The sequence below is a fragment of the Pulveribacter suum genome (assembly GCF_003013695.1).
GTDB classification, from domain to species: Bacteria; Pseudomonadota; Gammaproteobacteria; order Burkholderiales; family Burkholderiaceae_C; genus Melaminivora; species Melaminivora suum.
The window spans coordinates 324,540-339,698 of sequence record NZ_CP027792.1; the positions used below are offsets into that span (position 1 = coordinate 324,540).

Annotated in this window: 13 protein-coding genes; 6 read left to right on the plus strand and 7 right to left on the minus strand. The window is 72.0% G+C overall.

Annotated elements, in window-relative coordinates:
• The first annotated feature begins 64 nt into the window (after positions 1-64).
• Together rpoN and C7H73_RS01455 are read left to right on the plus strand one after the other, a co-directional pair.
• Positions 65-1,624, plus strand: coding sequence for an RNA polymerase factor sigma-54 (rpoN, locus tag C7H73_RS01445; RefSeq protein WP_106845028.1), 1,560 nt, complete (start codon positions 65-67; stop codon positions 1,622-1,624).
• A 174-nt stretch (positions 1,625-1,798) separates the two neighbouring features.
• On the plus strand, positions 1,799-2,239 hold the full coding sequence (locus C7H73_RS01455) for an acyl-CoA thioesterase (protein ID WP_106845029.1): 441 nt from the start codon (positions 1,799-1,801) through the stop codon (positions 2,237-2,239).
• Positions 2,240-2,256: 17 nt separating this feature from the next.
• Here the strand turns inward: C7H73_RS01455 and C7H73_RS01460 are convergent, their stop codons facing one another.
• Positions 2,257-4,080, minus strand: coding sequence for a methyl-accepting chemotaxis protein (locus tag C7H73_RS01460; RefSeq protein ID WP_106845030.1), 1,824 nt, complete (start codon positions 4,078-4,080; stop codon positions 2,257-2,259).
• Between the two features lie 222 nt (positions 4,081-4,302).
• Here C7H73_RS01460 and C7H73_RS01465 point away from each other — a divergent pair, with 222 nt between their 5' ends.
• On the plus strand, positions 4,303-5,574 hold the full coding sequence (locus C7H73_RS01465; RefSeq protein ID WP_106845031.1) for a THUMP domain-containing class I SAM-dependent RNA methyltransferase: 1,272 nt from the start codon (positions 4,303-4,305) through the stop codon (positions 5,572-5,574).
• Positions 5,564-6,028 carry a PIN domain-containing protein gene (locus C7H73_RS01470; RefSeq protein WP_106847485.1) on the plus strand — a complete coding sequence of 155 codons (465 nt, stop codon included), beginning with the start codon at positions 5,564-5,566 and terminating at the stop codon, positions 6,026-6,028. Before C7H73_RS01465 ends, C7H73_RS01470 begins: the two co-directional genes overlap by 11 nt.
• Positions 6,029-6,089: 61 nt before the next feature.
• Here the strand turns inward: C7H73_RS01470 and C7H73_RS01475 are convergent, their stop codons facing one another.
• Together C7H73_RS01475 and C7H73_RS01480 are read right to left on the minus strand one after the other, a co-directional pair.
• Positions 6,090-8,009: an ABC transporter ATP-binding protein/permease gene (locus tag C7H73_RS01475; protein ID WP_106845032.1), complete on the minus strand. Its 1,920-nt coding sequence runs from the start codon at positions 8,007-8,009 to the stop codon at positions 6,090-6,092.
• Between the two features lie 180 nt (positions 8,010-8,189).
• Complete coding sequence (locus C7H73_RS01480) at positions 8,190-9,176, minus strand: carbon-nitrogen hydrolase family protein (protein WP_106845033.1); 987 nt, start codon at positions 9,174-9,176, stop codon at positions 8,190-8,192.
• Between the two features lie 145 nt (positions 9,177-9,321).
• Here C7H73_RS01480 and C7H73_RS01485 point away from each other — a divergent pair, with 145 nt between their 5' ends.
• On the plus strand, positions 9,322-10,623 hold the full coding sequence (locus C7H73_RS01485) for a UDP-N-acetylglucosamine 1-carboxyvinyltransferase (RefSeq protein WP_106845034.1): 1,302 nt from the start codon (positions 9,322-9,324) through the stop codon (positions 10,621-10,623).
• Positions 10,624-10,680: 57 nt separating this feature from the next.
• On the opposite strand, the gene C7H73_RS01490 is transcribed toward C7H73_RS01485, so the two are convergent.
• On the minus strand, positions 10,681-11,517 hold the full coding sequence (locus C7H73_RS01490; protein WP_106845035.1) for a hypothetical protein: 837 nt from the start codon (positions 11,515-11,517) through the stop codon (positions 10,681-10,683).
• Positions 11,518-11,590: 73 nt separating this feature from the next.
• On the opposite strand from C7H73_RS01490, the gene C7H73_RS01495 reads away from it, so the two are divergent.
• The gene (locus tag C7H73_RS01495; protein ID WP_106845036.1) at positions 11,591-12,403 is read left to right on the plus strand and encodes a YecA/YgfB family protein; all 813 of its coding nucleotides are present in this window, start codon (positions 11,591-11,593) and stop codon (positions 12,401-12,403) included.
• 25 nt (positions 12,404-12,428) lie between these two features.
• On the opposite strand, the gene C7H73_RS01500 is transcribed toward C7H73_RS01495, so the two are convergent.
• From C7H73_RS01500 to C7H73_RS01510, 3 genes are read right to left on the minus strand one after another with little or no spacing between them, the layout of a single operon-like run.
• Entirely contained in the window at positions 12,429-12,944 is a 516-nt protein-coding gene (locus tag C7H73_RS01500) for a CinA family protein (protein WP_106845037.1), read from the minus strand.
• A gap of 5 nt (positions 12,945-12,949) precedes the next feature.
• Entirely contained in the window at positions 12,950-13,456 is a 507-nt protein-coding gene (locus tag C7H73_RS01505; protein ID WP_106845038.1) for a phosphatidylglycerophosphatase A family protein, read from the minus strand.
• A 34-nt stretch (positions 13,457-13,490) separates the two neighbouring features.
• A complete protein-coding gene (locus C7H73_RS01510) occupies positions 13,491-15,119 on the minus strand; it encodes a DUF4139 domain-containing protein (protein ID WP_106845039.1) in 1,629 nt (542 codons plus the stop codon).
• Between the last annotated feature and the right edge of the window lie 40 nt (positions 15,120-15,159).

The window sequence follows — 15,159 nt, forward strand, 5'->3', positions numbered from 1 at the left end:
GCCGTGCACCGCCAATGCTGACGCCGCCACTGCCGGCGCGTCGCGGCGGCGGTGGCCGCGCCCGATGAATCGCCCCACCCTGGCGCTGCGCGTCTCGCAGCAGCTGGCGCTCACCCCTCAGCTGCAGCAATCGATCCGCCTGCTGCAGCTGTCCACGCTGGATCTGGCGCAGGAGGTGGGCCAGATGCTGGCCGACAACCCGTTCCTGGAGCAGGCCGAGGACGGCGAGCAGGATGCTATCGATACAATAGCTGCTGGCGCAGACCTGGCGCGCGCTACAGGCCAAAATGATGCCCAACCGCTGGACGGCGCCGCCGACCCGGGCTTCGACGCCCCCGAGCCGCCCGGGCTGCCCGACACCCCCGAGCGCCTGGACTGGGAGGGCGAAGCCAACGGCCCGGACAGCGACTGGGGCAGCAGCGGCGAGACCCCGGCGCGCACCGGCGGCAGCGGCAGCGACACCGAGGGCGACGCCATCGACCTGGCGCGCAGCCACGAGACGCTGGCCGAGCACCTGACCCACCAGGCGCGGCTGTTGCGCCTGTCGCCCGAGGAAGCGGCGGCGCTGGCGCTGCTCATCGGCTCGCTCAGCGACGACGGCTACCTGGAGGAATCCCTGCCCGCCCTGGCCGACAGCCTGCTGGGCGAGCACTGGGAGCACGACCGGCACGAGGCGCTGCTGCACCAGCTGACCCTGGCCCTGGGGCTGCTGCAAAGCCTGGAGCCCGCCGGCGTGGGCGCGCGCGACCTGGCCGAGTGCCTGACGCTGCAGCTGCGCGCGCAGCTGCAGCAGGCCGGCACCGGCGATGCGCCCACCGTGCAGACCGCCCTGGCCATCTGCCGCCAGCCGCTGGACTGGCTGGCCCGGCGCGACGTGCGCCGCCTGTCGCAGGCCTGCGGCGCCAGCGAGGCGCTGACGCGCGCCGCCATCGCCCTCATCGGCCGGCTGGAGCCGCGCCCGGGGCGCCGCTTTGCCGACGTGCAGCAGTTCGCCATGGTGCCCGACGTGATCGTGCGGCGCATCGGCAGCGGCACGCAGCAACGCTTTTCCGTGCAGCTCAACCCCGCCGTCATGCCGCGCCTGCAGGTGCACGAGCAGTACGCCGGCGCGCTGCGCGCCCACCGCGGCAGCGGCGGCCACCCGCAGCTGCAGGCGCGGCTGCAGGAGGCGCGCTGGTTCATCAAGAACGTGCAGCAGCGCTTTGACACCATCTTGCGCGTGTCCGAAGCCATCGTGCAGCGGCAAAAGAGCTTCTTCGTGCACGGCGAGCTGGCCATGCGCCCGCTGGTGCTGCGCGACATCGCCGAAGAACTCGGCCTGCACGAATCGACCATCTCGCGCGTGACCACCGCCAAGTACATGGCCACGCCCCAGGGCACCTACGAGCTGAAGTACTTCTTCGGCTCCGGCCTGGGCACGGAGACCGGCGGCAACGCCTCCAGCACCGCCGTGCGGGCGCTGATCCGCCAGTTCATCGCCGCCGAGAGCCCGGCCAAGCCGCTGTCGGACAGCAAGATCGCCGAGATGCTCAAGGAGCAGGGCATCGAATGCGCCCGGCGTACCGTGGCCAAGTACCGCGAGGCGATGAAGATCGCCCCCACCAACCTGCGCAAGGCGCTTTGATGAGGATCACCCCCCTGAGCCGCTGCGCGGCTTCCCCCCGCTCTCGCTTCGCTGCGCTACGCGGGCAGGGGGACGACGCCCTCGCTGCGGGGCGGCCCTTGCTCGGCGTCCGCTGGCCTGGGGTGCGCCGGTTTCCGGCAGTGCTGTCGCTGTGCTGCCCTTTGGAGAATTGACATGGCCCGCATCGTCTTCGAGCTTCCCGCGCACTTCGGCTTTGCCACCGAGCTGCAGGTCTATATCAGCCACGTCAACCAGGGCGGGCACCTGGACAACGCGCAGCTGCTCAGCCTGGTGTCGGAGGCGCGCGTGCGCTTCTTCCAGTCGCTGGGCTACCCGGAGGCCGACGTGGCCGGCCTGTCCACCGTGGTGGGCGACATCGTGGCGCAGTACAAGTCGGAGGCCTTCCACGGCGAGACGCTGTGCGTGGACATGGTGCCGCAGGACTTCAACCGCTACGGCTTCGACCTGGTGTTTCGCATGGCGGAGAAGACCCAGGGCCGCGAGATCGCCCGCGGCAAGATCGGCATCGTCTTCATCGACGGCGCAGCGCGCAGGCCGGCTTTCATTCCCGAATCCATTCGCCAGCTGCTGCTGCAGCGCGCGGCGGCAGGCTGACCGGCCGCCGCGGCCTGTCAGCGCAGCAGCCGCTGCGCCTCGCCCCCCTGGGGCAGCCTGAAGCCCGCCACCACCTCGGCCAGATCGTGCGCCTGCTGCTGCAGTGACTGGGCGGCGGCGCTGGCCTCTTCCACCAGGGCGGCGTTTTGCTGCGTGGCCTGGTCCATCTGCGAGACCGCATCGCCGACCTCGGCAATGCCGGTGCTCTGCTCCTGGCTGGCGTTGCTGATCTCGGCCACGATGGCGCTGACGCGGCGTATGCCCTGCTCCACCTGCTGCATGGTCTGGCCCGCGTCCTGCACCAGGCGGCTGCCGGCGTCCACCTGGTTGACCGAGTCGTCAATCAGCGCCTTGATCTCCTTGGCCGCCGTGGCGCTGCGCTGGGCCAGCTGGCGCACCTCGGCCGCCACCACGGCGAAACCCCGGCCCTGCTCGCCGGCGCGCGCCGCCTCCACCGCGGCGTTCAGCGCCAGGATGTTGGTCTGGAAGGCGATGCCGTCGATCACGCCGATGATGTCCTCGATCTTGCGCGAGGCGCTGTGGATGCCGTCCATGGTCTGCACCACCTGCTGCACGGCGGCCGCGCCCTGGCCGGTGATCTGCGAGGCCTCGTGCGCCAGCGCGTTGGCCTGCCGGGCGTTGGCCGCGTTCTGCTGCACCGTGGCGGTGAGCTGCTCCATGGCGGCCGCGGTCTCCTGCAGCGAGCTGGCCTGGCTCTCGGTGCGACCGGACAGGTCATGGTTGCCGCTGGCGATCTCGCTGGTGGCCACGCGCACGGATTCGGCCGAATCCCGGATGCGCAGCAGCACGGCGGCGATCTTGTCGGCGAACTGGTTGAAGCCCTGCGCGATCTGCGCCAGCTCGTCGTTGCCGCGCGTGTCCAGGCGGCGGGTGAGGTCGCCTTCGCCGCTGGCGATGTCCCGCATGGCGTCGCGCACCAGAGCCAGGCCGCGCAGCTGGCGGCTGACCACGGCGGACATCAGCGCCACGGCCAGCGCCACGCACACGGCGGCGATGACCACCGCCAGCTGCAGCAGGCGGCGCACCGGCGCCGTGGCCTCAGCCTCGTCGATGCCGATGGCCAGCAGCCACGGCGTGCCGGCCACGGCGGCGGCATACAGCATCTGCGGGGCGCCATCGACCTGCACCTGCGCATGCCCGCCCTCCTGTGCCAGCCGCGCCAGGGCGGCCGGCTCCAGACCGGGCGCCAGGGCGGTGACGGGCTTCAGGGCCAATTCGGCGCGGGCGTGGGCCAGGATGCGGCCCTGGCCGTCCAGCAGCATGGCAAAGCTCTTGCTCATGGGGCGGATGGCGGCCACTTTCTGCGTCACCGAGTCCAGGTACAGGTCGCTGCCGGCCACACCCGCGGCCTGGCCGCTGCCGCCCAGGGGAGTGGCCAGGGTCACCGTCAGGCGGCCGCTGCCGGCGTCGGTGTAGGGCGCGGTGATGATGGGGCCGCCGGCCTGCAGGGCCTGGCGGTACCAGTCGCGCGTGGTGGGGTCATAGTCGCCCGAGGGGGGCGAGGTGGAGGCGTGGCGCTTGTCGGCGTGGCTGATGAAGACGGCGTCAAAGCCGCCCGCCTTGCGCGTGAGCTGCAAGAACGGCAGGGGCTCGGCCTCCTGGGCCACGCTGGTGAGCGCACCCACCATCTGCTGCTTGTCTTTCAGCCACTCGCTGATCTCCTGCGCGTGGGTGCGGGTGAGCTGGCTGATCTGCGCGTCGAGCGCGGTGCGGGTGTTGCCGCGCACCATGGCGAAGGTGGCGCCGGCCAGCACCAGCAGCGCCGCTGCGGTGATGGCCACGCACAGGGCGATCAGCCGGGCACGGATGCTGTGGAACATGGATAGACAAAGCCTTTGGAAGAGGGGGCCGCGGGCAGCGGGGAAAGAGCGGCGGCGCAGGGCGCCCGGGCTGTCGCCTGCGCGACATGCGGGAAGCAGGGGAGCGAATGTTATCGATAATGGCCGGCGGGCCTGCCTGCAGGGTTGTGCCGCATTGCCGCCCTGCGCGGGCGGCCCCGCGGCAAGGGCCATCCTTGCTGCTCCTATGTTTCGGCCGTCTGCATGAATTCCTTAACTCTTTTCCTTCCCTGCGCCGCCGGCGTGGAGGACTTTCTCGCCCACGAAGTCCACGGCGTTACCGGCCTGGCCGGGCACGACCTGCTCACCGGCCGTGGCGGCGTGCTGGCGCGCGCGTCCTGGCGCCACGCGCTGGCGCTGAACCTGCACAGCCGGCTGGCCCAGCGCGTGCTGGTGCAGCTGGCCGAGCAGCCCTATCGCGGCGAGGACGATATCTACGCCCTGGCCGAGAGCATTGCCTGGGAGATCTGGTTCACCCCGCGCCAGAGCTTCAAGGTGGAGGTGACGGCCCAGCACAGCCCCCTGAAGAGCCTGAACTTCGCCGCGCTGCGCGTGAAGGACGGCGTGGCCGACCGCTTCCGCGCCCGGGCCGGGGTGCGCCCGGACGTGCAGACCCAGTGGCCCGACGTGCGTATCCACCTGCACCTGACCAGCGACCACGCCACCCTCTACATCGACACCAGCGGCGAGCCGCTGTTCAAGCGCGGCTGGCGCGAGGACAAGGGCGACGCGCCGCTCAAGGAAACCCTGGCCGCCGCGATGATCGCCGCCTCGGGCTGGGACCCGCACGGCGGCGAGCCGCTGCCCCTGTACGACCCGTGCTGCGGCAGCGGCACGGTGGCCATCGAGGCGGCGCAGATCGCCTGCCGCATCGCGCCGGGCAGCCGCCGGCGCTTTGCCTTTGAAAAGCTGCTGCCCTTTCAGGCGCACGTCTGGTCTGCTATCAAAGAAGAAGCTGCCAGCGCAGTGGTGGCAAGCGCTGCGCCCATTTTTGGCAGTGACGTCTCGCACCGCATGGTGGATTTTGCCGAGCGCAATGCCGAGCGCGCCGGCGTGGCCAGCGCCGTGCAGCTGCGCGGTGGCGACGCGCTGCAGCGCATGCCGCCCACTGACCAGCCGGGCGTGATGCTGCTGAATCCGCCCTACGGCGAGCGCATTGCCGCCGCTGGCAGCGCCGGGCGCAATGCCGAAGAGCGTGCGCGCACCCGCATGGGCGAGACGGTGGGAGGGCGCGAGAGCGCCCAGGTCGAGGACGGCGGCGACTTCTTCGCCCAGCTGGCCACGCACTGGAAGAAAAACTACGCCGGCTGGCAGGCCTGGATGCTCACGCCCGACCTGAAGCTGCCCGGCAAGATGCGCCTGAAAGAGTCGCGCCGCGTGCCGCTGTGGAACGGGCCCATCGAGTGCCGCCTGTTCCGCTTCGACCTGGTCGCCGGCAGTGCCCGGGCCCGGCCCGCCGCCAGCGATGCGCCCTGAGCTGCTGCTGCCCGCGGGCGCCGAGGGCGCCCAGCCGCTGGTGCTGGACACCAACATCGTGCTGGACCTGCTGGTCTTTGCCGACCCCGCCACCGCGCCGCTGCGCGCACTGCTGGCCCAGGGGCGGCTGGCCTGGATCGCCACCCAGCCCATGCGCGATGAGCTGGCCTGCGTGCTGGCCTACCCACACGTCGTCGCACGCCTGCACCGCGCGGACGGGGCCGCGGCCCAGGTGCTGGCGGCATTCGACGCCGGCGCGCGCCTGGTGGACGAGGCGCCGCGCGCGCCCTGCATCTGCAAGGACGCGGACGACCAGAAATTCATCGACCTGGCGGCTGCACACGGCGCTGTCCTGCTGTCCAAGGACCAGGCGGTGCTGCGCCTGCGCAGGCGGCTGGCGCCGCTGGGCGCCCAGGTGGCCGTGGCGCTGCGCCTGGCAGATGTGGAACGTTGAGCGCCAGGCATGGTGCGGTGAGCGCGGCGCTTGCTCGCACGACGCACCCCCCCTTTTTCACTCATTCCTCGAAGACGAAGTCCCGCGCGTCGTGCAGCGCCCAGCCGCCGCCACCGGTCAGCTGCAGCACCCGCGTGTGGTGCGCCAGCACGGCCGCGCGGTGGGCAATGCTGATGAGGGTGGCGCCGCTTTCGCGCAGGCGCCGGTACAGGGCGGCTTCGTTGGCGCTGTCCAGCGCACTGGTCGCCTCATCCAGGATGACCATGCGCGGCGCGTGCACCAGCACGCGGGCGAAAGCCAGGCGCTGCTGCTCGCCCACGGACAGCTCCTTGTCCCACTCGCGCGTGGCGCCCAGTCCACCCACGCGCTGCGCCAGATCAGGCAGCTGCACCTGGCGCAGGATGTCCAGCAGCTGCTCATCGCTCAAGGGTGACTCGCCCGCCGGGTACAGCAGCTGGCTGCGCAGCGTGCCCGGCTGCATGTAGGGGCGCTGGGGCAGAAAGAACATGTCGGCCGCCGGCAGGTGCTGCACGCGGCCGCTGCCGGTGCGCCACAGCCCGGCGATGGCGCGCAGCAGCGAGCTCTTGCCGCAGCCGCTGGGGCCGGTGATGAGCAGCGCCTCGCCCGGGGGCAGGGCCAGGTCGAGGTCGCGCACCAACAGCCGCGTCCCCTGCGGGGTGTACAGCGTCAGGCCGTGGATGGCGAAGTCCGCCCCCTCCACGTGCTGGATGTGCGCGCCGGGCGGCGGCGCGCTGTCAGCTGGCGGGTGCGCGGGAGGCACCGGCACGGCCAGCCCGCGGCGGTGGGCACGGCGGCGCGCACGGCGCTGCTGGCGCGCCAGGCGACGCGCGGCCAGGGCGGCGTCGGGCTCCTGGGGCTCTTCGGGCTGCGGCGCGCCCAGCAGCGCCTTGGACAGCGTGTCCAGCCGCCCGATGCCGGCGACGAAGCGGCTCAGGCTCTCGAAGTTGTCCACGATCAGCGACACCGCGGCCAGGATGGCGGCGAAGGCGCCGCCGGCCTGGATGGCGCGGCCCACTTCCATCTGGCCCGACAGCACGGCGTCGGCCAGGATGATCGCCGGGATCACCAGCGTGAGCTGGCTGAAGGCGCGCTGGAACATGTTCAGCGAGCGTTGGCGCTTGATGAGCCGGGCGTAGTTCAGGAATGCGGACTCAAAGCGCTGGTCCAGCAGGCCGCGCTCTTGCGCCTCGCCGCGGTAGAAGGCGATGGATTCGGCGTTCTCGCGCAGGCGCATCAGCGCAAAGCGGAAGTCCGCCTCGCGGCGCAGCTGCCAGAAGTTCAGCCGGATCAGCGGCGCGCCGAACAGCCACAGCGCGACCACCGTGCCCACGATCGCGTACACGGCCAGAAAGCCCACCAGCACGTGCGAGATGGACCACAGCACGGCGCTGAAGGCCACCAGCTGCATCAGCGCGCCCACGAAGATAAGCAGGAAGTGCGTGGAGCGGCCGGTGAAGGTGTTGATGTCCTCGCTGATGCGCTGGTCGGGGTTGTCAACGACCCCCTGCGCGGTGAGCTCGTAGTAGCGCCGCCCGCCCAGGTAGCCGTCCAGGAAGCGGTGCGTGAGCCAGCGCCGCCAGTGGTTGGAAAAGGCGTCGCGCATGTAGTAGTAGAAGGCGTACACCGGCACGGCGAAGGCCAGCACGATCAGGCAGGTGCGCACGGCGGCCCAGAAGCGCTCGCTCTCGCGCGCGGCCAGGGCCGACGTCATCTCTCCCGTGCGGTCCACCAGCATCACGGCCAGCTGCGTCTCGGCCAGCATCAAAAGCACCAGCAGCCCCAGCAGCGACCAGGCTACGGATTTGCGGTCGCCCTGCCAGTAGGGCCAGGCGACGTTCTTGAACTGACGCCAGGCCGCGCCCGACAGCGCGGGGGCGCGGGGCGGCTGTGGGGAATCCGCAGACGGCGCAGAAGGGGAAGGGGTGGCCGACAGGGCGGCGGAAGAGGCGGGGGAAGCCATGCTGCGCAGGGGAGAAAGAAACGAAATGGCAAAAATGCGTCAATGCGCAGCGACGATAAAAGTGCCGCCCACCCTGCCCCTGTCGGACGCCGCGCCAGCCGCGCTAAGGCGGCCGGCGCGACACACTGACGTGCCGCGACGCGCTGCCCGCCCGCCGCCGGGCCAGCGCGCCACCCCCCGTCACGCAGCCGGCGCCTGCGCCGCAGGCAGCGCCGCGAATGCCGTGCTGGCGCCGTCCGCCGCGTGCACCGCGCGCTGCGGCGCGGTGTTCACGGCGAGCTGGAACACGTCCGGGCGCGCGTAGTGCCCGACCGGGTCGAAGTCGAACTGCGCCTGGGGGATCTCCGACAGGTCTAGCTCGGCCGTCACCAGCGCGTCCTCGTCGTACACCGGCCCGGCCAGCACCTTGCCAAGCGGGCTGACGATGCAGCTGCCTCCGCGCATCAGCACCGTGTTCTCCCCGTCCGGCAGGCGGTTGTGCAGCGCGTCCATGGGCAGCTGGCTGCGGCGCAGGTGCTGGCAGGCCGACAGCACGAAGCAGCGCCCCTCCAGGGCGATGTGCTGCATGCTGCCGATCCACGTCGGCCGGTCGTCGGCGGTGGGCGCGCAGTACAGCGCGACGCGCTGCTGGTACATGGCCATGCGCATGGCCGGCATGTAGTTCTCCCAGCAGATCACGGCGCCCAGCGGGCCCCAGGGCGTGGGCACGGCCTTGAGCGTGGAGCCGTCGCCATAGCCCCACAGGATGCGCTCCAGCGCCGTGGGCATCAGCTTGCGGTGGTGGCCGAGCAGCGTCCCTTGGGGCCCCAGGTACACGGCGGTGCAGTACAGCGTGCCGCCATCGCGCTCGATGATGCCGGCGCACACCGTGAGCTTGTGCCGGCCGGCGGCCTTGGCCAGCTGGGCGATCTCCGGGCCGTCCAGAGCCACGGCGGCGTCGAAGTACTTCTGGAACTCGCGCCGGCCCTCGGGCGTGCGCGCACCCACGAAGATGTGGAAGTCCGCCCCCTTGGGGTAGCCGCCGATGAAGGCCTCGGGGAAGACCACCACCTGCGCGCCTTGCGCGGCCGCCTCGGCCATGAGTTGTTCCGCGTGGGCGACGGTGGCGGGGGTGTCGAACAGCACGGGTGCGGCCTGCACCACGGTGGCGGTGAGTTTCTGGGTCATGGGCAGACGGTCTCCGAAAGTAGTTGTCGTGGGAAAACCCATTGTGCCGACCTGCCGGCAGGTTGGCGCTACAGTGCCGGGCTGCGTTTTTCAAGTACGCCCGTCTTTTCCCACTCTCCCTGCGTCTTCCCCCAGCTTTTTGCCCATGTCCAACCTCATCGTGCACGGCGGCACGCCGCTTCGCGGGCGCGTCATTCCTTCGGCCAACAAGAACGCGGTGCTGCCCATCCTGTGCGCGACGCTGCTCACGCGCGCGCCGCTGCGTCTCATTGGCGTGCCCGACATCACCGACGTGCGCAAGATCCTGGACATCTTCCGCACCCTGGGCAGCCAGGTGCACATGGACCATGAGAGCGGCGAGCTGAGCCTGCACCACGAGCACACCGCGTTTGACGCCGCCTGCCACCGCCTGCCCGAGGAGATGCGCTCGTCCATCATGCTGGTGCCGCCGCTGCTGGCGCGCTTCTGTGTGGCGCGGCTGGAGGACAACGTCAAGGGCTGCACCCTGGGTGTGCGCGAGATCGACCCGCACGTGGAGGTGTTTCGCCACTTCGGCGCCGAGGTCGAGCGCACCGAAGGCTCGCTGCTGGTGCGCCGCAGCGGCCCGCTGGCGCCCGTGCAGCACTGGCTGGACTACGCCTCGGTCACCACCACCGAAAACTTCGTTTTGTGCGCGGCCAGCGCGCCGGGCACTTCCACGCTGACCAATGCGGCGTCCGAGCCGCACGTGCAGGAGTTTTGCCGCTTCATGCAGATGCTGGGCGTCACGATCGAAGGCGTGGGCACCTCGCGCCTGACGGTGCACGGCGGGGCAGAGCTTGGCGGCGGCGAATTCCGCTTCGACGAGGACTTCCACGAGATCACCACCTTCCTGGCGCTGGGGGCGATCACCGGCGGCGACGTGCGCGTGAAAAACAGCGCGCCGGAGAACTTCCCGCTGATCGACCGCACCTTTGCCAAGTTCGGCGTGCGCGTGGAGCACGAGGGCGGCTGGTCGTGCGCGCGCGTGGACGGCCCGCTGAAGGTGCAAACGCCCTTCACTGCCAACGTGCTGACCAAGGTCGAAGCCGCGCCCTGGCCGTATTTCCCTGTCGATCTGCTGCCCATCTTCATCGCCCTGGGCGTGCGCTCGCAGGGCAACGCCATGTTCTGGAACAAGGTCTATGACGGCGCCCTGGGCTGGACGGGCGAGCTGACCAAGTTCGGCGCCCACGTCTTTTCGTCCGACCCGCACCGCATCGTCACGTTTGGCGGCGGCGAGCTGTCGCCGGCGGTGGTCGAGAGCCCCTACATCATCCGCGTGGCCATCGCCCTGTTCATGGTGGCCGCCAGCATCCCGGGCCGGTCGGAGATCAGGAACGCGCTGCCCATCCGCCGCGCCCACCCGCACTTCGTGGAAAACCTGCGCAGCCTGGGCGCGCAGGTGGAGTGGACCAGCGAGTGCTGAGCGCTGCCGCTTATAGATAAAAAGCGGCTCCAGCGCCCGCCAGTCAAGCGCTGGCAGCTATTGATTCCATAGTTCGGAGAGCAGTTCCCAGGCCGCGCGCAGGCGCTGCGCGTCGCGGCCCAGGCGCCGGCCCTGCGGCAGGTGGCGCAGCCAGGCCAGGCGCGCAGTGGTCTGGCGCAGCAGGACGTGGAACCCGCTGCCATAGTGCGGCTGCGCCAGCCGCTGGCGCCAGACGTCGCGCCCGGCCTGCAGCGCACCGGCCTGCACCAGGTGCAGCGCCGTGGAGTGCGCGTAGCACAGCACGTCGCGCAGCTGGCACACCTGCAGCGGCAGGGCCGCGGCCGGGTCGTCTTCGAAGTCGATGCAGGCGATCTGCCCGTCCGGGCAGCGCACCAGATTGCGGGCGAAGGCCTGGCTCAGGCACTGGCCGCGCGCGTGCACGCCGGCCAGCGTGTCCAGCCCGGCCGTCCAACACGCCAGCACGGCCTGCGCACCGGCGGCGACGGCGGCGTCCAGCTCGCCGGCCAGCGAATGCGTGTCGGCCCCGGGGGCGCCCAGGTCGGCCATCAAGAAGCCGTCGGGCGCGGCGGCCAGCACCTGCGGCACGCGCACGCCCGCGGCGCCCAGCTGGCCCAGGCGGCGCACCTCGGTGGCAATCGCCTCGCGCCCGCCCCGGTTGGGCACCGGGGTCAGCACAGGCAGGCCCAGCAGGCGCGCTGCAGCGCCCAGCAGCCCGTAGCGCGCCCCGCCGTGGCGCGGCCCCGCGCGCTTGAGCCAGACGCGCCGCCCGTGCAGCACATGGCAGGCGACGCTGGTGTGCTGCAGCGGCAGCTGGCGCGCCAGGAGGGCGGCAAACTCGTCGGCGGGGTCAGGGGCGCGGGCGGTGCGGGGCATCGCCCCGAGTATGGGCCAGCCGCTACACTGCCAGGGCCCCCCTTTTCCCGCCGCGCCCGCCGCGCCCTGCGCCATGACCGAACCCTCCGCCTCCCCAGCCTCTCCCTTGAGCCCCGAAGAACTGGACGAACTCGACGCCCTGCTGGACGACATGCGCACGCGCGACGAGCTCGTGCCGCACTGGGAGTTCTGCGACGGCGTGCTGACGGCCTTGGTCTGCAGCCGCCGCCCGGTGCCGGCATACGAGTGGCTGCCCATGGTCATCTCCGACACCGACCTGGACCTGGGCCCGCATGAGCCCCTGCCCCTGCTGCCGCCCTTCAAGGACCTGGCGCAGCAGCAGCGCTTTTTGCAGCTGTGGGAGCGGCGCGAGGCCCAGGTGCGCGCCGAGCTGGCCGAGGAACCCGAGTCGCTGGACGCCGACGAGGCCTTCCAGCCGGAGGTCATCGACATGCGCGGGGCGATTGCCAGCCTGCCCGAGGCCGACCGCGCCGAGATGCAGGACGAGGAAATCCCCGCTTTCGGCCAGATCTGGGCGGCGGGCTTTTTGTTCGTCGTGGACGCCTGGTCGGACGACTGGGAGAGCCCGCGCGACAAGGAAACCGCCGGCTGGATCGCCGACTCGCTGGAGGCCATCGAGGCCCTGGCCGAGGACGACAAGGGCGCGCCCGTGCTGTGCATGTACGACGAGGACGGCCCGCCCAGCACCAGCCAGGAGCGGCTGGAGGCCTTCGGCGAGGCCATCTGGGCCATCTACGACCTGTACCGCATCTGGCACAGCCTGGGCCCGCGCGTGGAAACCATCGTGCGCGGCGAGCAGCCCGGGCGCAACGACCCCTGCCCATGCGGCAGCGGCAAGAAGTTCAAGAAGTGTTGCGGGGCATGACGCACCACAAGCGCTGTCAGCCGACCTAACCCAGCAGCTCCCCCAGCCGCCCCAGCGCATGCGCCAGCGTCGCCGCCCGCACGGCGGCGCGGTCGCCGGCGAAGTGCTGCACCTGGCTGTGCGTGCGGCCCTCCACGCCCCACGCAAACCACACCGTGCCCACCGGCTTGCCCGGGCTGCCGCCCGTGGGGCCGGCGATACCCGTGACGGCCACGCTGGCCTGGGCGCGCGAGTGCGCCAGCGCCCCTTCGGCCATGGCGCGGGCCACGGGTTCGCTGACGGCGCCGTGCTGCTCGATCAGCTCCGCGGGCACGCCCAGCAGTTCGGCCTTGGCCTGGTTGGAATAGCTGACGAAGCCGCGCTCGAACCACTGGCTGGAGCCGGCCAGGGCGGTGCAGGCGGCGGCGATCATCCCGCCGGTGCAGCTCTCGGCCGTGGCCAGCAGCCAGCCGCGTGCCAGCAGCGCGGCAGAAATTTGAGCCAAATCGGCCTCCAGCGCTTGCCCATCAAACGCTGACAGCTCACTTTTTAATAGCGTCATGTGCCTCACCCCAGAAAGTGCCGCCACAGCGCGATGACCAGCAGCGTGCAAAAAGCGGCCACCAGGTCGTCCAGCATGATGCCCAGGCCGCCCTTCCAGCCGAAGCCCTTGAACAGCCGGTCGGCCCAGGCCACGGGGCCGGGCTTGGCCGCGTCGAAGTAGCGAAACAGCGCAAAGGCCGCGAGCTGGCCGGCAAAGCCCATGGGCATGGCCAGCCACAGGATGAGCCAGATGGCGGCGATCTCGTCACAGACGATGGCGCCCGGGTCGGCCACGCCCAGGTGGCGCGCGGCCACCGTGCCGGCCCACCAGCCCACGGGCAGCGCGGCGGCCACCACCCAGCCCAGCGCGGCGGGCGCCAGCCACAGCTGCAGCACCAGAAAGGCCAGCCAGCCCCACAGCGTGCCGACGGTGCCGGGTGCCACGGGCGACAGGCCGCTGCCGCCCCCCAAAGCGATGAAGTGGGCCGGGTGGCTGAACAGGAAGCGGCGAAGCGGGCGTGGGCTGGGCATGCGGTCGGGGCAAATCAGGGGGGAGGGACGCGGCTCAGCGCTGCTCGCGCAGGCGCAGTTCCCTGTCGTGGCGCAGCGTGTGGCGGGCGGTAAAGCGCGCGCTGGCGCCGGCGGCCAGCGGCTGGCTCCAGGCGATGGTGCCGGGCTGGGCGCGCCAGGCAGTGTCCTGGGGTGCGGGCTCGTAGTGGGACTCGACCTTGATCTGCGCATCCAGCGGCACGGGCGCCGCGTCCAGCACCTGCAGCTGCACGGGCTGCGGGTGGCGGTTAGTGACGACGTAGCTGCGCTCGGTGGTGCGCTCGGTGCGCGCGCCGGTCAGGCCGGCGCTGGCGCTGGCGCGCCGCTCGGGCTCGGCCGTGACAGCCACGCGCTCATCGCGGCCAAAGGGCAGCTCCTGCTCGGGCTGGCTGGTGTCCAGCACGCCCTGGCCGACGTAGGCCGCGCCCCGGTACAGCGCCACCGGGCCGGTGGGCCAGACACCGGGCAGCTGCGCCAGCCGGGCCACCAGGTAGGCGGTGGCGTCCAGCGCCGGCGTGGTGCGGGTGATGAGGCTGGCGCCCAGCTGCTGCGCCTGCAGCGCCAGCGCCACCTTCGGCCCGCCCGAGGGCACGTTCACGCGCTGGGGCACGGCAAATTCGGTGGCGTAGGCGCCTTCGGTCACGGCGACGGTGAAGTCGGGCAGTGGTTCGCTTTCGACCGCCGCTTCGGCAGGGGCGGCTTCGCTGCGCGCGGCCATGGCCGGCGCGGGCGCCATGGCGCGCGGGGGCTGGGGCACGGGCGGGTCCGGGCGCACGTCCACCGTCCAGGGCCGGGGCAGCGGCGCGCCGGTGGTGCGCAGCGGCTGGCCGGTGGACAGGGTAAGGGCGGCGCCGCTCCAGTCCTCGCCGGTGTCCTGCGCCACCAGCGCCAGGCGCTCCAGGCGCACGGCGGGGCTGGCGGCCGCTGTCTCCAGCGTGGCGCGGTAGCTGGGCGACCAGCTGGGGCCGCGCACCTGGTAGGACAGGCGCAGCTCGGCGCCCTGCTCGGCCGCCAGGGCCACCGTCACGCTGGCCACGCGGGCGCGCGCGCCGGCGCCGCGCTCGGCGGCGAGGGCCTGGGCCTGGCGCTCCAGCTCGTCCTGGCGGGCGCGGGCCTGGTGCAGCCGCACCAGCGTCTCCTGGCCGGACTTGCGCAGCGCCTCGGTGGTGGCGCCGATCTGCCCGGCGCCCGGTGTGCCCGGGCCGGTGACCGGCGAGGTGCCCGGGGCGCTGCCGGCGATGCTTTGCAGGTAGCTGTGGGCCAGCTCCAGCGCCCCGGTCTCGGCGCGGGCCTCGGCCAGGCGCTGCTCCAGCGCGCGCAGGCGCTCGTCCTGCGGCCCCGCGCAGCCAGGCGCCAGGGCGCGCTCGCGCAGCTGCACGGCGATGTCGCCCACCCGCACGGCGCCGCTGGCGGCCTGCACCTGCACGCTGCGCGCGTCCAGCCCCTGGGGCAGGCAGTCAAAGACCACCGCCCGGCTGCCGGCAGCCACGCGCGCCGTACGCTCGACGGTGGCGCTGCCGGGGTAGAGCGTGACGGTGCTGATGCGCGAGGCGAGGGGCGCAGCGCCCTGCGCCAGGGCGGCGCCCGGCACGCAGGCCAGGAGCAGGGGCAGGACGGCGAGGCGGTGGATGGGCAGACAGGTCATGGCGGCGATTGTCCGGCAGCGCGGCGGTGCCTGCCGGCCC

What these genes read in the sequence shown, in the direction of transcription:
- C7H73_RS01490 (WP_106845035.1), bottom strand. Translation starts at nt 11,517, where the DNA reads ATGCCCCGCACCGCCCGCGCCCCTGACCCCGCCGACGAGTTTGCCGCC.
- C7H73_RS01460 (WP_106845030.1), bottom strand. Translation starts at nt 4,080, where the DNA reads ATGTTCCACAGCATCCGTGCCCGGCTGATCGCCCTGTGCGTGGCCATC.
- rpoN (WP_106845028.1), top strand. Translation starts at nt 65, where the DNA reads ATGAATCGCCCCACCCTGGCGCTGCGCGTCTCGCAGCAGCTGGCGCTC.
- C7H73_RS01480 (WP_106845033.1), bottom strand. Translation starts at nt 9,176, where the DNA reads ATGACCCAGAAACTCACCGCCACCGTGGTGCAGGCCGCACCCGTGCTG.
- C7H73_RS01510 (WP_106845039.1), bottom strand. Translation starts at nt 15,119, where the DNA reads ATGACCTGTCTGCCCATCCACCGCCTCGCCGTCCTGCCCCTGCTCCTG.
- C7H73_RS01455 (WP_106845029.1), top strand. Translation starts at nt 1,799, where the DNA reads ATGGCCCGCATCGTCTTCGAGCTTCCCGCGCACTTCGGCTTTGCCACC.
- C7H73_RS01485 (WP_106845034.1), top strand. Translation starts at nt 9,322, where the DNA reads ATGTCCAACCTCATCGTGCACGGCGGCACGCCGCTTCGCGGGCGCGTC.
- C7H73_RS01505 (WP_106845038.1), bottom strand. Translation starts at nt 13,456, where the DNA reads ATGCCCAGCCCACGCCCGCTTCGCCGCTTCCTGTTCAGCCACCCGGCC.
- C7H73_RS01475 (WP_106845032.1), bottom strand. Translation starts at nt 8,009, where the DNA reads ATGGCTTCCCCCGCCTCTTCCGCCGCCCTGTCGGCCACCCCTTCCCCT.
- C7H73_RS01495 (WP_106845036.1), top strand. Translation starts at nt 11,591, where the DNA reads ATGACCGAACCCTCCGCCTCCCCAGCCTCTCCCTTGAGCCCCGAAGAA.
- C7H73_RS01465 (WP_106845031.1), top strand. Translation starts at nt 4,303, where the DNA reads ATGAATTCCTTAACTCTTTTCCTTCCCTGCGCCGCCGGCGTGGAGGAC.
- C7H73_RS01470 (WP_106847485.1), top strand. Translation starts at nt 5,564, where the DNA reads ATGCGCCCTGAGCTGCTGCTGCCCGCGGGCGCCGAGGGCGCCCAGCCG.
- C7H73_RS01500 (WP_106845037.1), bottom strand. Translation starts at nt 12,944, where the DNA reads ATGACGCTATTAAAAAGTGAGCTGTCAGCGTTTGATGGGCAAGCGCTG.